This is a genomic window from Myxococcota bacterium (genome assembly GCA_039030075.1).
Taxonomy (GTDB): Bacteria; Myxococcota_A; UBA9160; order UBA9160; family SMWR01; genus JAHEJV01.
In genome coordinates this window covers 52,927-66,628 of the sequence record JBCCEW010000012.1, presented here as the reverse complement: position 1 = coordinate 66,628, position 13,702 = coordinate 52,927, and the positions used below count along the sequence as shown (strand labels likewise).

Below are 13,702 nucleotides of genomic sequence, written 5' to 3'. Positions count from 1 at the left end.
AGGACCCGTCATGCAGATCGGATTGCTGATGTTCCCGAGCGCCTTCGGCTCGGCCGGAATCGCCCAGACCGCCGAGCAGCTCGGATTCGCGAGCCTCGTCTTCGCCGACACCCAGTGCCTCACCCCGGAGGTGTGGTCCCAGCTGATGCTCGTGGCCTCGGCCACCGAACGCATCGAGATCGGCACCGGCGTGACGAACCCGGTGAGCCGCGATCCCGCGGTCACCGCGTCAGCCGCCCTCGGCTTGCAGGTAGCGAGCGGCGGTCGCGTCGTCCTCGGCATCGGTCGTGGTGACTCGTCGATGGCGAAGATCGGACGGCGCCCGGCCCCGCCCGCCGAATTCGAGACCTACCTCGAGCGGCTGCGCGCCTACCTCCACGGCGAGGAGATCCTGCGCGAGGGCAGCCCCAGCCGCATCGAGTGGCTCGACGAGTGCGAAGTCGCGCCCGTCCCGATCGAAGTCGCCGCCACCGGCCCCAAGGTGATCGACATCGCGGCACGCAGAGCCGATCGGATCTGCTTCGCGGTGGGCGCCGACCCCGAGCGCCTGACCGACTGCATCGCCCACGCTCGCCGCTGCGCCGAAGCCGCCGGACGCGATCCCGCCGAGCTGCGTTTCGGCGCCTACGTGAACTGCGTCGTGCACGACGACCCGGCGGTGGCCCGCGAGGCCATCCGCGGGGGCCTGTCCGTGTTTGCCCACTTCTCCGGCTTCCAGGGGATGGACATCGACAAGCTGCCCGAAGGGGTGCGCGCCGCCGCGCAACACCTGCGCACGGGCTACGACATGGAGAACCATGCCGTCGCCTCGGGCGGTCACGCCCAGGCGCTGGATGCCGAATTCATCCACCGCTTCGGGATCGCGGGCCCGGCATCGGAAGCCGCCGAGCGCTTCGAAGCCCTGGGCGAGACGGGCGTCGACTACCTGCGGATCGTGCCCGGTTCCCGCGACATCCCCCGCGAGATCGCCGCCCAGTCGATCCAGGCGCTGGGCAAGATCGTGACGAGCCTGGCCTAGCGGCCGGATTCGTCCGGGCCTACGAGTCGGCAGCGTCCACCGCGGACATCACGTCCAGAGAAGCACCCTCGGGCGCCGGCACTTCGGTGATCGGGTCGTCGACGTCGTCGTATTCCAGACGCAGCGCACGACACATGGTGGCGTGCATGTCGTAGGTGCACGTGATGTAGGTGAGTTCGAGGATCTCGGTGTCGTTCAGCTCCGCGCGCAATGCCTCGAAGACCGCATCCGGAACCCGACCGCTCTCGAGCACCAGGGCATCGGTGTAGGCCAGCACGGCGCGCTCGATCGCAGAGAAGCAGTCCGCGACCGACCAGGCGCGGACGGCTTCGATCTTCTCCTCCGAGAGCCCGACGTCCCGCGCAGCCTTGCAATGCTGGGAGAACACGAAGCGACTGCCCCGCGCGTAGCCGGCCCGGAGTTGCCCCAGCTCCCGCAGCTGGGGCGAGAGCTCTCGCTTCTCACTGCGGTAGAAGGCGAACCCCGCCACCGTGTGATCGAAGCAATCGGGCACGCCGGCGAACACCGTCCACCAGTTGCCCGGAGTCCCGGTGGCCGTCCCCGGCGACGCGACCGGGTCGCGCTCGCCGAAGAGCATGCGGTAGAGCGTCTGCGCGGTGGGGTGGGCGTCCGGCTTCGAAACCTGTCGCAAGCGGGGCATCAAGCGTCTCCTTCTCGCTTCGCTTCGGCGGCATCCGCCTTGTGGAGCGTGACCTTCGGGATGTCCGCCGACGACGCGGGCTCCGCCGCCCGGAGCAGTTCGAGCGCCTCCCGCGCGTCCGCTTCGGTCAACGGCCGCGTGACCACGGCGAACTCGACGGCGATGTGGTCCGGGTCTTCGGTGTAGACCGAGTGCACCCAGCCGTGGTCGATTTCCAGGACGTCGCAGCCGTGATCCAGCCAGCGCTGCTTCCGACGCTCGAGATCGGCCGCGTCCTCGGCCTGGAAGGCGATGTGGTTGGTCAACGGGTCGAGACCGAGATCGCGGCAGATGTCCGTGCGCAGGTCTTCCGAACCGGGAACGTTCGCGAGATCCCAGAACGCGATCAGCTGATCCTCCCGCGAGCCCGTCGAGTAGAAGGCATGGCGCGCGAACCCGCCCTTCTGCGGAACCACCTCGACCTTGACGAGTTCGAAGCCCATCGCCTCGGTGTAGAAGGCGTGGGTGGCCTGGATGTCGCGAACTGCGAGAGCGATGTGACTCACACCCATGTTCGAGCCTCTCCCTGTGGGGTTCGTTTCCAGATCGCGAAGGTTCGTTTCCAGATCGCGAAGGTTCGTTTCCAGATCGCGAAGACGATCGCCGAGCGGTGGCGGGGTTACAAGCCGTCGGCGATCGCGGCCGCGTCGAAGACACCGCCCGTCGCGATCACCTCGAAGTCCTCTTCGAACTCGGTCCCTTCGCGGATCGCGGGCCGGATCGTCTCGATCGTCGCCGCGTCGATGGTGCGCTTGTCCGCGAGCAAGGCGTCGGCCGAGGCGTACCCCGTCAGCGCTTCGAGGTTCGTGAAGGTGGGAGAGATCATCTCGAGTTCGCCACGGCGGAAACGCGCCAGCGCGTCTTCCGGACGCACCCACAGACTCTCGACCGCTTCGCCGCCGTCGTGGATCGCGTGCTGGTCGGCCGGTGCGCGCGCCACGAAGAAACGCGTGTCGTAGCGCCGGGGAACGACCTTCGGCGTGACCCAGTGGGCCACATAGGCGAGGGAATCCGTCCCCAGCGTCAGCGATTCGTCCTCGCACATCGCCTCGAAGACCCCGGCATCGCGCGCGTTCAAGCGCTTGCGATAGCCCGCGAAGCGCTCGCGTCGCTCGGGACGGGTGAGCGGCAGGATGTCGCCCTCGGGCCCCCGCGCCAACAGGATGCCCGCCTCCTCGAAGCACTCCCGGATCGCCGCCACCCAGAAGGCGAGCGCGTCGCGCTCGAACCCGAGGGTGCGGTTCGCCTCGGCTGCACCGAACCCGTGGCAGCGCGCCGCGAGGGCGGAGGCGGCGTCGGCCTCATCGAGCTTCCCGCCCGGGAACACGTAGAGTCCGCCGAAGTCGGCGCTCGGGTTGCGTTCGAGCATGAAGACTTCGACGCCGTCCGTGCCGTCGCGAACGATCATGACGGTGGCCGCGGGTGCGGGAACTGCAGGCCGCGGTTCGGGCATCGCGCGAGGGTAACGCGACTTGCGCGGCGTCCCTCAGGAAGCCCCGAGAATCTCGGTCGCCAGCTCGAGCCCACTCAGGTAGGCGTTCTCGACGCGGCCGCCGTAGGTCCAGTCGCCGCAGGCGCCCAGGCCGGCGTCGGGCTCCCACAGCCACGGCTTCCCCAAAGCCTGGCGCGTGCGCGCATAGAGCCAGCGATGCACCTGCACGTGCACGACTGGCGGGAGCGCCGCGCCCAGTGCCTCCGCGAGGGCCTCGAGCACGTCCGTCTCCAGCTGCGATGCCTCCGCTTCGAGATGCGCTTCGCTCCAGGCCGGCATCGTGTGCAACACCCAGGTGTCGGGCACCGCCCGCTCGGGCTTGCTGCCGTTGCGGGCGATCCAGGCGAGGGGCGACCCCTCGACGAACGCTCCATCGAAGGCGACGTCGAGCGGCGTGGCGAACGTGACCATGGCCGCGTGACATGGCTCCATCGTGACCCGCTCGACTTCCGCGGCGAGGGCCGGACACGCGGCGAGGAGCGGAACCGCCTGGGGCGCAGGCGTCGCCACCAGCACGGCGTCGAAGGGTCCCGCGTCCTCTCCCTCCTCGAAGGCGACCCGCCAGGTGCTCTCCTCCGGTTCCACGCGTACGGCGCGCCGTCGCAAAGACACGTCGAGCCCGTCGGCCAACGCGCGCCCGACGGCGCTCATGCCCGGAACCCCGACGAAGCGCTCGGACGGAGCCGGCTCGGGCTGTCGCGCCCCTGCCTTCACGCTGACGAGCGAGGCGTTCCAACGCCGCACTGCGCCCTGCTCGAGCCAGGACCGGAGCACACGTTCGAAGCGGGGATCGCGACAGGTGAAGTACTGGGCACCGTGATCGAAGGCGCCGTGCTCGGATCGGCGCGTCGAGAGTCTTCCGCCGGCACCGCGCGCCTTGTCGAACACCTGCACGGAAACGCCCTGCGCGGTGAGTGCCTGCGCCGCCGCGAGCCCCGCGATGCCCGCGCCGACGATGCCGATGCGGCTCGTCATGCGGTGCGCAGCTCCGACGCGGTGCCCCGGAGCGACTTCGACATCCAGCGCGGAAAGCGACCCCAGAAGCGCTTTTGCAGCCAGCTCCATGCGCCCGCGCCGCCGCGCCGTACCTGGCTCTCGACCCGCAAGCGGACCTGGGTCGCGCCTTCCGATGCGTCCTCCACCCAGAACTCGAGCCGGGTCGGACGGATCCAGCGCAGGCTCAGCACGTAGCTGCCGTAGAAGTACCGGAGGTCTCGGTACGCGCCTTCACGAATCTCGGTCAGGATGCCGACGAAGCTCATCGCCGGCCCATGATGGGCGTTGAGGCCTCCCTCGTGAAAGCCCACCGGCTCCCCCGGCTCGCGACTCAGGAACTCGACGCGAAAGGGCCACACCTGGCCGTCGGTGAAGGTCGCCGGAGTCTCGAGCCATTCCCACACCTGCTCGCGCGGCACGCGGATCTCGAACGAAGCGTCGAAGGCGTGGGCCTCGAATCCGGGGGGAAGCGGTTGGGGCGGAGCGGGCAACATCGACCGACCCTAGGAGCCCGGGAGCGGTTGTAAAGCGGAACCGCTCGGGCCGTGCGGCGCGCTTCCGCAACGCCCTGATTCGTGTACCTTTCGCGCTCCATGGCCCGCATGTTCGTCCATCGCTGACGCCGCACGAGCGCCGGAGGTTCCGGCGCCGACGGGCAGACGAGCGCCTGACGCACGGGCTTCCCTGGTGCGCCTGGCGCCAGGAAGAAGTCCTTGTCCCAACGCGCCGCCCCCGGCGAAGACCTTCGCCAACGCACTCCGAACGAACCCCGCGACCCCGGCTTCGCCGTCGACCTGCGTCGCTGCATCGGCTGTCACGCGTGCAGCGTGGCGTGCAAGACCGCCCACGACGTCCCGCTCGGCGAGTTCCCGCTGCGCGTGCGCTGGCTGCCGCGACCCGAAGGAACCACCTACGCCTTCCTTCCCGTGTTCTCCGAGCGGCTCTGCGGGGACGACGCCGAGAGCCGCAGCGCCGGTCTCGACCCGGCCTGTGTCCGCGCCTGTCCCACCGACGCAATCGTCTTCGGCGACCGTGCGGATCCGGGCTCTCCCGTCGCGAACGCCGACCTCGAGACGCTGCAAGGTCCGGACGCCGACGACCTGAAGCAGAACGTGGTGTACCGCGGCCTCGAAGCCTGGATGGAGAACGCGCTCCACCGCGGCGCCGCCCTCGACCCGCGCGACGAAGACCCGATCTACGAACAGCGATGAGCGATTCCAACCTCTCGCGTCGTGACTTCCTCGCCTTCTCCGCCGGGCTCACCGCCGCCGCGGCCGGGGGTTCCCTGCTTGCCTGTGCGACGGCGCCCAGCTCGGAGCCGCCGAACCCGGAGGCATTGCCCCGTCTGCGCGAAGCCAAGCTCGACTACCGCCGGGCGCGCGCGGTCCCCACGATCTGCTTCGGCTGCACCACCCATTGCGGTGTGATCGGCTGGGTGCAGGACGGTCGCGTGCGCCTCATCGAGGGCAACCCCAACGATCCGAACAGCCAGGGCACCATCTGCTCGAAGGCGAACGGGCTGATCTCGGCCACCTACTACCCCGAGCGTCTGCTCTACCCGCTGCGTCGCGTCGGACCGCGAGGCTCGGGACGTTGGGAGCGGGTGTCCTGGGACGACGCCCTCTCGGAGATCGCCGAACGCATGCGGCCGCTGCGCGAAGCCGGCACCCCCGAGCGTTTCGTCTTCCACTACGGGCGCGACAAGACCCAGGGCTTCAGCAAGCGCTTCACCCACGCCTTCGGCACGCCGCACCGGCTCAACCGGCGGGCAATCTGCAGCTCGAACCGGCGCGCTCCTCTGATGAGCTTCTACGGACGCGACTTCGAGTGGGAGAGTCAGGACTTCGAACACACCCAGTTCGTGCTGAACTTCGGGTCGAACCTGATGGAAGCCCACCAGGGCGGTCAGTTCGGACGCAAGCGGCTGATGGACGCTCGCGTCGATCGCAGCGCGCGCCTCGTCACCTTCGAGGTGCGCCCCTCGGCGACGGCGTCGGTCTCCGACGAGTACTTCCCGGTGGCCCCCGCCAGCGACGGCGCCATCGCGCTCGCGATGGCCCAGGTGATCGTGGCGGAAGGACTCGCGAACGAAACGTTCTGGCGCCGCTGGGCGAACCTTCCCTTCGAGGAGCTCCCGGCGCTGCTCGCGCCGTACACGCCCGAGTTCGCGGAACGCGAGAGCGGCGTGCGCGCCGGCGACATCCGACGCCTGGCGATCGCGTTCGCCCGCGCGGCGCCGGCCTGCTGCACGCTCTCGAACCGGGGCTCGGCGAAGCACTACAACGGCGTCCAGGCCGACCGCGCGATCCGCATGCTCGACGTGCTCGTCGGGAACGTCGGCCAGCCCGGTGGCTTCTGTTTGAGCTCGGGGCGCCCCTGGAGCGGGCGCTACGGCCAGGACGGCCTGCCGCGCCTCGGCCACCCCGGCCCCAAGCCGCCCGGCCCGCCGGCCTGGAAGCCCGGGATGCCGGCCTACGATGCGCTGCCGGCCGAGGTGCGCGCACGGGTCGAGGGCTTCCCGGCGACCTGGCGTGACCGTTACCAGGGTGAGCTCGCCACGCCGAGTGAATACCCGCTCTCCTGGCACTGGTACAAGATGCGCGTCGGACAGCTCGTCTACCCCTACATCCGCGAGGGACGCCAGAAAGTCGACGTCTACATGTCGTACGTGCTCGGTGCAGCCTACGGGTATCCGGAAGCGAAGCTCGCGCGCGACGTGCTGCTCGACGAATCGCTGATCCCCTTCCACGTCGCCATCGACATCGGCTACGGGGAACACACCGCGCTCGCCGACCTGATCCTGCCCGATGCGACCGGCCTCGAGCGCTGGGATGCGCACGCGACGAACAGCTACGCGCTACGGCCCTACACCGGCATTCGTCAGCCGCTCGTAGCGCCGCTCGGCGAAGCGCGTCCGGCCCAGATCATCTGGCGCGACCTCGCGCGTCGCATCGGTGGCGGCATGGAGGACTACTTCGACTTCGAAGACCTCGAGGACGTCTACCGAGACTGGCACGCCAACCTGCCCGTATCGTGGGACACCCTGAAGCGCGAGGGGATCTGGACGGACCCGGAACGCCCCCTCGACTACGAACTCTACGAGCGACCGCTCTCCGAGGAAGAGCTCGCCGGCGCCGAGATCGACGAAGCGACGGGCCGCATCGAGCTTGTCGACGGCGCGAAGCGCAAGAGCATCGGCATCCTGCGCGACGGCAAGGCCGTGCGGGGCTTCGACACGCCGTCGCGCACCATCGAGATCCGCGATCCGATCTTCCCGCTGGCCGCCGCGGCCACCGGGCTCCCCGCCGACGACATCAATGCCCGGGAGCTCCCGGCCTACGCGCGGGTCCCGGGCCACGACACCCTCGGCGACGACGAGTTCGTGTTCACCACCTTCAAGTGGAACGTGCATACCCAGGGCCGGTCGTCGCACTGGAAGCACGCCGCCGAGATCGTCCACACCAACCACGCGCTGCTCGCGCCGGAAGTGGCCAAGCGGCTCGGCGTGGCCACCGGCGACTGGATCGAGATCACGACTCTGCGCCCGCAGGGTCACGTCTACCGCGCCGGTGAGTCGGAGCCGGTCGGCACCCTGCGCAACCAGGTTCGCGTCACGCCCGGCATGCACCCGCGCGTGATCGCGTGCTCGCACCACGGCGGACACTGGGAGCACGGACCCGTCGCCCAGGCCCGCTCCGGAAAGGCCGCCGCCGCGACAGCCGGCATGGACCCGGCCGCCCTCGCCGATGCCGACGTCTCGGGTCGTCTGTGGTGGTCGAAGGCGAACGGCGGGCCCGGAAACGGCATCGCGCTCAACGACGCCCTGCCGATCCAGGCCAACCCGCTGGTCGGCGGTCAGAACTGGTTCGACACGGTGTGTCGGGTGCGGCGGGTCGAAGGCCCGGCTGCGCGCGGTGGAGCGGCCGGGTGAAGCTCAGCTTGGCCGAGCGCGCGCCGGTGTACGTTTTTGCAGCAGACCTCTTGCTGCGCGAACTCGACACCGAACGGGTGCGCTGGTTGGCGACGCCCGCCATCGCGAGCGTCCTCGACGAAGCCGCGCCCGGCTGTGCAGCCTGGCTCGACGCGCCCTTCTCCGCGGACCGCGAGCGTGAGGTGCGCAGCGAGTTCGCGCGCTTGTTCCTCTTGCCGGGGGGCATCCCGCCCTTTGCGTCCGCGTGGCTCGAGGGGGAACGGGAAGCGCTCGGCGCCCAGCTCGCCACGCTGGTCAACCGCGCCCTCGAAGCCCTGGGTCGCACGCCGCAGCAGGCCGAACCCTGGGGCACGCTTCCCCTCGACCACGCAGCGCTGCTGCTCGACCTGGTGGCCCGCGCCGCCACCGACGACGACGCCCGCGTGCGCGAGGTCGCGAGCCACCTGGAACACGAGGCACTGACTCCGTGGCTCGGACGCTTCGCGGAGGCCCTCGGACGAGAGGCGATCTGCCCTCCCTACATTGCCCTCGGAAGCCTGCTCGCCACGCTGCACCCCACGATCGAAAGCAACGGGGAGACGGCGTCGGCCTGACCCACCGCGCGCTCGACGCGGCGTCGTCGCTGAGCGACCTTCCCGTGTGTCGACGACCCGGGTCGGCAGGGGGGGAACGTCATGGTGCGTGGGGTTTGCGTCGCGCTGATGGGAGCGCTCACGGTCGCGTGCAGCGAAGCGTCGCCTCCCCCGGCCGAGGTGCCGGCGACCTCGGAAACCGTCGAGACGGAAGCGCCCGTCGAGACTCCCCAGGAGCCGGAACCCGCTCAGACGGTGCAGCGCGAGACACCCGCCGTGGCCGAGGAGGTCGAACCCGCGGGCGACCGCGCCCTCGCCCAGGTGATCGAGATCATCTCCGTCCAGCTCGATACGCCCACCACCGCGATCGATCCGGATGCACCACTCCGGTCCTACGGAGCCGACGACCTGGACGTGGTCGAACTGGTGATGGCGGTCGAGGAGCACTTCGAGGTCACGATCCCCGACGATGCCCTGCCTGAAGTGGCGCAAACGACCTCGATGAACGCGCTCGCGTCGGAGGTCACGCCGCGCTTCCTGGCCGAGCTCGTCGAGCCCTAGCCGCCGGTCGTCGCCAACGGGCTCAGAGTCCGAGCTGCTTCGCCAGGTAGTGGAGCATCGTCTCGTCCGAGCCGCCGCCGATCGAGATCAGCCGCGAATCGACGAAGGCGCGGCCCGCGGCGCTCTCGCGCATGTAGCCGTAGCCCCCGTGGAGCTGGATGCATTCGTCGGCCACCTGCCGCGACACGCGCCCGCACAGGAGCTTCGCCATCGTGATCAACTCGGTGGCGTCCACGCCGTCGACGCGCTGCTGCACGCAATCCCGGATCAGGGCCTTCGCCGCGGTGATCTGGGTCTTCAGCTCCACCAGCTTGAACTGGGTGTTCTGCATCTTCGATAGCGGCTTGCCGAAGAGCACGCGCTCCTGGGCCCAGCGCTTCGTCTCGTCCCAGAGATCGAGGGACTGGGCCATCGCCGCCACGCAGGCCACCAGGCGTTCGTCCTGGAACTGCATCATCTGCTGCTGGAAGCCGCGACCGATGTCGCCGATCGTGTTCGCGACGGGCACGCGGACATCTTCGAAGAAGAGCTGTCCCGTGTCCGAGCCGCGGTTGCCGATCTTGTCGAGCAGGTCGTAGCGGAAGCCCGGGCTGTCGGTCGGGACGATGATCTGGGAGTAGCCGCCGTAGCCCGCGTCCGGGTCGGTGACGGCCAGCAGACACAGCCAGTCCGCCGTGGCCGCGTTGGTGATGTAGATCTTCGAGCCGTTGATCACCCACTCGTCGCCATCGCGGACGGCGCGCGTCTTCACGCCGGCCACGTCCGAGCCCGCGTCGGGCTCGGTGACCGCGATCGCCGAGACCATCTCGCCCGCGATCGACGGCGCGAGGTAGTGACGTTTCAACTCGTCGCTGCCGAACTCGGCGAGGGAGGGCGTCGCCATGTCCGTGTGGACGCTGATGCCCATCGACACGCCCGCGTTGTCGCAGCGGCCGATCTCTTCGAACATCACCGCGGTGAAGGACCAGTCGAGCCCGGCGCCGCCGTACTCGGGCTCGTAGCGCAGCCCGAGCATCCCGAGGTCACCCATCTTCTTGTAGAGGGTCTTGTCGAAGCGGCCCGCCGCGTCGAACTCGCGCGCCCGCGGACGCAACTCGTCCTCGACGAACTTGCGGACGGTCTCCCGGAAGAGGTCGTGTTCGGGGCTGGAGAGCAGGGCGTCAGCCATCGGACGGGTCCTTTCGCAAAGAGCCGCACGGCGGTCGCCGCAGCGGAAGGGGCAGTCTATCGAGCCGCCGCCTGCGGTCGCTAGCGGCCCCGGGGCCCGGCCGTCCAGTACCCGCCGCGTTCGGCCGCTAGGGAAGAGGTGCGGTTTCACGAGGATCGGCGCGGCGTCTGGCGGGCGACCTGGACCCTGTCCCTGGGCCTCTTGGGCGTGGCGTGCCTGATGCGCGAGACCGGTGCCGGCAGCTGGCCGCTGTTCGGCGGGCTGGGCGCCCTGCTCGTGGGCCTCGGCGCGACGGCGCTGCGGGGTCCGGCGAAGCCGCTCCTCGATCTGCTTCCCGAGGGCCTGCGACTGTATGCCGGTTCGGTGGGGTTGGGCGGAATCGGCGCCTCGGACCACCTCCTGGCCTGGTCGGCGATTCGAGGCGTCGCGTTCGAGGAGCGCCGCATCGAGCGCAAGCCGAACAGCGAAGACCCGATGTGGGTGACCGTCCTCGCGTTCGCCATCGACCCGGCGGTGGAGAGCCCGGATGGTGGACGCGGCTTCGTCGAGAAGCTCGTGGGCCGACGCGATCGCTGGGCGGTCGGTGAGCACTTCCTGTGGAACCCGATGACCCGCAAGCTCGACCTCACGACCCCGCCGCGCGGCGGCTGGAGAGCGCTCACCGCGGCGATCGCGGCCCAGGGGCCCGCGCTCTCCGACGCGTCCGCAGACCGCCGGCAAGGAATCGATGGGCCACTCGCCTATGTCGTGTTCGACGTCGCGCTCGCCGTCGCGGTACTCGCGTTGGGCGGCTCGCTCCTGGCGGGCGAGACCGCATGGCTGGCCGCAGTGGCGCAAGGCGCACTGGCGCTCGCTGGCCAGATCACGCTGCCCCTTCCCTAGGAGCCGGGCGCTCCGGCGCCTCCGCGCTCGAACATCCGCGCCAGCTCGCGCTCGCGTGCGGCTTCCTGGGGCCGCCCGAGTCGATCCAACACGTCGGCGAGCCCGGCGTGGGCGCTGGCGCTCGGACGCGCGCGCGTGAGGCGGCGGTAGGCGCCGGCGGCTTCGTCGAACTTCCCCTGCTCGACGTAGAGGGCGGCGAGGTGTTCGTAGGCGACGGCGTTGTTCTTGTCGGCGTCGATCGCGGCGTTCAAGCTGCGGACCGCTTCTTCGCCGCGCCCCTGCTGCCCGAGGACGAAGCCCAGGCCGCTGTGGGTCTGGCTGTTCGGGCTCTGCTCGAGGGCCGCCCGGAAGTGGGTCTCGGCTTCGGCGTACTCTCCGACGCGAGACAGGTAGGCCGCGAAGTTGTAGTGAGCGGCCGCCGAGTCGGGATCCAGCGCGAGCGACTTGCGGTACATCTCGACCGCTTCTTCGAGGATCCCCTGACGCTCCAGCACGAAACCCAGGTCGTTGTAGACGGCGGCCTGGGGCTCGATCGCGAGGGACTCTCGGTAGTGGACCTCCGCGATCTCGAGCTCGCCGAGGTCGATCGACGCGAGGGCCAGGTTGTTGTGGGACTTCGCGTGCTCCGGGTCGATGTCGACGGCGCGTTCGAGGGCGACCACCGCTTCGTCGCTCTTCCCTTGTTGGAAGAGCGAGAAGCCGAGGGCGTTCAAGAGTTCGACGTTCTCGGGCTCGACGGCGAGGCCGCGCTCGTAGGAGCGCACGGCGCCCGGGTAGTTGCCCGTGCGCTCGTTCGCCATGCCCGCGCGCAGGAAGGAATAGGCGTCGAGGAACTGCTCCTGGATCTTCGCGATCGAAGCCGCCGGGATCGGCACGAACTCGGGGATGTTCGCGGCGCGATCGGGCTCGGTGAAGCGATCGAGCACCACCGGCGGCGTGGAGCGCCCTGCTTCGTCGATGTGGGTGAGGAAGAGCTGGGTGTAGGGCGTGTAGGCCTTCGACGAGAACACGAGCCAGCGGCCGTTCGAGGAGAAGCTGTGCCACGAGTTCATGAGCGGCGTGTTCGCGCGCAGGCGCCGCGCCTCGCCGCCCTCGGCCGGGATGATGAAGAGCTCGCTGTCCGGCATGAGCAGCATGTAGTTCTGGGCCTTGCAGAAGACGATCCACTTCCCGTCGGGCGAGAACTTCGCGAAGAAGTTGCTCTTGCCGTCGTGGGACGCGCCTTCGATCGGCTCGGCCTGGCCGCCGCGTCCCTCGTTGAAGGGGATGCGGTACAGATCGAACTGGAACGGCTCGTCGTCCTCGATGAACTCGGGCACGTCGTGTTCGGACAGCAGGATGCCGGGCGCGTTCTCGATCGCCTCCTTGCGATAGGCCTTCGAACGCGCGAACACGATCGTCTTGCCGTCCGGGCTCCAGGTCGGGTTGCTCTGGACGTACTCCGGGTCGTCAGCGCCGGGCAGCGGTGTGTAGGTGCCCGTCTGGGTGTCGTAGACGACGAGGATCCCCTTGATGGGGAAGAAGAGCTGCGAGAACTCGATGCCCGGCGTCGCGACGAACACGGCGCGGTCCTTCACCGTGCTGATCACGTAGCGACCGTCGGGCGACACCTGGGACAGCAGGCCGAACGTGCCCTCGCCGTCGTCGCGGCGGTAGTCGCTCCAGGTGATGATCTTCTCGTCGTCGAGCACCATCTCCTTCGAGACGGGCAGGATCGCGTAGCCGCCCTTGTCGTTGCCGTAGTCGACGTCGAGCCCGAGGGTCGCGCCGTCGTCGGAGAAGGAGTGGCAGTTGCCGCAGACCGGCAGGTCGGTGAGCACGATCGGCGGTCGCTCCACCGAGTCGACCTGTCCGAAGCGCCAGCGGATCTGGGAGGGATCCTGCACCGCGTCGATGAAGGGCAGCGGCACCTCGCGGTAGAAGATCGCGTCGCCGACCGGGTCGGTGGAGGTGCGGACGCGGACGGTCGCGGACGACCGCGCCCCGCCCTCCGCGACTCCGACGACGGCCAGCTCGGCGTCGGCCGCGACGCTCGCTTCCTTGATCCGGCTCCAGTCGGTTTCGCTGGGCTGCCAGCGCGGCTCGGCGGCCGAGGCCTGGAGTTCGAGCGAACCGGCGCGCACGAACACCTCCCACCGCGCCACGCCGTCGGTCGCATCCTCCCAGACCACCGTCGGAGCCGCGATCTCCGGGGGAAACAGCGTTTGATCGAGCGGATAGGCGATCTCGAGCGCGCCGGACGCGGCGCTCGGAAACGCGATCGGCGTCTGGGCGGCTTCGCAGGCCAGCCAATGGAGACCGGCGAGCACGGCAAAGGCACCGCGCGCAAAGGCGTTTCGGGTCGCGGCGCGCGCGGTGGAGCGGAGGGCCATAGAGTTGGGG

The 13,702-nt window shown here is 69.7% G+C and carries 13 protein-coding genes; 6 read left to right on the top strand and 7 right to left on the bottom strand.

Annotation, left to right across the window (positions count from 1 at the left end):
* Window positions 1–10 precede the first annotated feature (10 nt).
* On the top strand, window positions 11–1,018 hold the full coding sequence (locus AAF430_14275) for an LLM class flavin-dependent oxidoreductase (GenBank protein ID MEM7411401.1): 1,008 nt from the start codon (window positions 11–13) through the stop codon (window positions 1,016–1,018).
* Between the two features lie 19 nt (window positions 1,019–1,037).
* Here the strand turns inward: AAF430_14275 and AAF430_14270 are convergent, their stop codons facing one another.
* The 5 genes from AAF430_14270 to AAF430_14250 form a co-directional block, all read right to left on the bottom strand.
* On the bottom strand, window positions 1,038–1,679 hold the full coding sequence (locus AAF430_14270) for a carboxymuconolactone decarboxylase family protein (protein MEM7411400.1): 642 nt from the start codon (window positions 1,677–1,679) through the stop codon (window positions 1,038–1,040).
* Window positions 1,679–2,230: a VOC family protein gene (locus AAF430_14265; protein ID MEM7411399.1), complete on the bottom strand. Its 552-nt coding sequence runs from the start codon at window positions 2,228–2,230 to the stop codon at window positions 1,679–1,681. The genes AAF430_14270 and AAF430_14265 overlap by 1 nt, the downstream gene beginning before the upstream one ends.
* A gap of 107 nt (window positions 2,231–2,337) precedes the next feature.
* Window positions 2,338–3,171 (bottom strand): NUDIX hydrolase, encoded by an 834-nt coding sequence (locus AAF430_14260; GenBank protein MEM7411398.1) that lies wholly within the window; start codon window positions 3,169–3,171, stop codon window positions 2,338–2,340.
* A gap of 33 nt (window positions 3,172–3,204) precedes the next feature.
* Window positions 3,205–4,185 carry an FAD-dependent oxidoreductase gene (locus AAF430_14255; GenBank protein MEM7411397.1) on the bottom strand — a complete coding sequence of 327 codons (981 nt, stop codon included), beginning with the start codon at window positions 4,183–4,185 and terminating at the stop codon, window positions 3,205–3,207.
* Window positions 4,182–4,700 (bottom strand): hypothetical protein, encoded by a 519-nt coding sequence (locus AAF430_14250; GenBank protein ID MEM7411396.1) that lies wholly within the window; start codon window positions 4,698–4,700, stop codon window positions 4,182–4,184. Before AAF430_14250 ends, AAF430_14255 begins: the two co-directional genes overlap by 4 nt.
* A gap of 219 nt (window positions 4,701–4,919) precedes the next feature.
* On the opposite strand from AAF430_14250, the gene AAF430_14245 reads away from it, so the two are divergent.
* The 4 genes from AAF430_14245 (at window position 4,920) to AAF430_14230 (ending at window position 9,270) form a co-directional block, all read left to right on the top strand.
* A complete protein-coding gene (locus tag AAF430_14245) occupies window positions 4,920–5,417 on the top strand; it encodes a hypothetical protein (protein ID MEM7411395.1) in 498 nt (165 codons plus the stop codon).
* Complete coding sequence (locus tag AAF430_14240) at window positions 5,414–8,137, top strand: molybdopterin-dependent oxidoreductase (GenBank protein MEM7411394.1); 2,724 nt, start codon at window positions 5,414–5,416, stop codon at window positions 8,135–8,137. Before AAF430_14245 ends, AAF430_14240 begins: the two co-directional genes overlap by 4 nt.
* Window positions 8,134–8,730, top strand: coding sequence for a molecular chaperone TorD family protein (locus tag AAF430_14235; GenBank protein MEM7411393.1), 597 nt, complete (start codon window positions 8,134–8,136; stop codon window positions 8,728–8,730). Before AAF430_14240 ends, AAF430_14235 begins: the two co-directional genes overlap by 4 nt.
* Window positions 8,731–8,811: 81 nt before the next feature.
* Window positions 8,812–9,270, top strand: coding sequence for a phosphopantetheine-binding protein (locus AAF430_14230; GenBank protein ID MEM7411392.1), 459 nt, complete (start codon window positions 8,812–8,814; stop codon window positions 9,268–9,270).
* Window positions 9,271–9,292: 22 nt separating this feature from the next.
* On the opposite strand, the gene AAF430_14225 is transcribed toward AAF430_14230, so the two are convergent.
* Complete coding sequence (locus AAF430_14225) at window positions 9,293–10,438, bottom strand: acyl-CoA dehydrogenase family protein (GenBank protein ID MEM7411391.1); 1,146 nt, start codon at window positions 10,436–10,438, stop codon at window positions 9,293–9,295.
* A gap of 138 nt (window positions 10,439–10,576) precedes the next feature.
* On the opposite strand from AAF430_14225, the gene AAF430_14220 reads away from it, so the two are divergent.
* Window positions 10,577–11,320, top strand: a complete 744-nt coding sequence (locus AAF430_14220) for a hypothetical protein (GenBank protein ID MEM7411390.1) — start codon at window positions 10,577–10,579, stop codon at window positions 11,318–11,320.
* On the opposite strand, the gene AAF430_14215 is transcribed toward AAF430_14220, so the two are convergent.
* Entirely contained in the window at window positions 11,317–13,692 is a 2,376-nt protein-coding gene (locus AAF430_14215; protein MEM7411389.1) for a tetratricopeptide repeat protein, read from the bottom strand. The genes AAF430_14220 and AAF430_14215 overlap by 4 nt on opposite strands.
* Window positions 13,693–13,702 lie beyond the last annotated feature (10 nt).

Coding starts and splice junctions, on each gene's coding strand:
- AAF430_14275 (MEM7411401.1), top strand. CDS start 11: ATGCAGATCGGATTGCTGATGTTCCCGAGCGCCTTCGGCTCGGCCGGA.
- AAF430_14270 (MEM7411400.1), bottom strand. CDS start 1,679: ATGCCCCGCTTGCGACAGGTTTCGAAGCCGGACGCCCACCCCACCGCG.
- AAF430_14265 (MEM7411399.1), bottom strand. CDS start 2,230: ATGGGTGTGAGTCACATCGCTCTCGCAGTTCGCGACATCCAGGCCACC.
- AAF430_14260 (MEM7411398.1), bottom strand. CDS start 3,171: ATGCCCGAACCGCGGCCTGCAGTTCCCGCACCCGCGGCCACCGTCATG.
- AAF430_14255 (MEM7411397.1), bottom strand. CDS start 4,185: ATGACGAGCCGCATCGGCATCGTCGGCGCGGGCATCGCGGGGCTCGCG.
- AAF430_14250 (MEM7411396.1), bottom strand. CDS start 4,700: ATGTTGCCCGCTCCGCCCCAACCGCTTCCCCCCGGATTCGAGGCCCAC.
- AAF430_14240 (MEM7411394.1), top strand. CDS start 5,414: ATGAGCGATTCCAACCTCTCGCGTCGTGACTTCCTCGCCTTCTCCGCC.
- AAF430_14230 (MEM7411392.1), top strand. CDS start 8,812: ATGGTGCGTGGGGTTTGCGTCGCGCTGATGGGAGCGCTCACGGTCGCG.
- AAF430_14225 (MEM7411391.1), bottom strand. CDS start 10,438: ATGGCTGACGCCCTGCTCTCCAGCCCCGAACACGACCTCTTCCGGGAG.
- AAF430_14215 (MEM7411389.1), bottom strand. CDS start 13,692: ATGGCCCTCCGCTCCACCGCGCGCGCCGCGACCCGAAACGCCTTTGCG.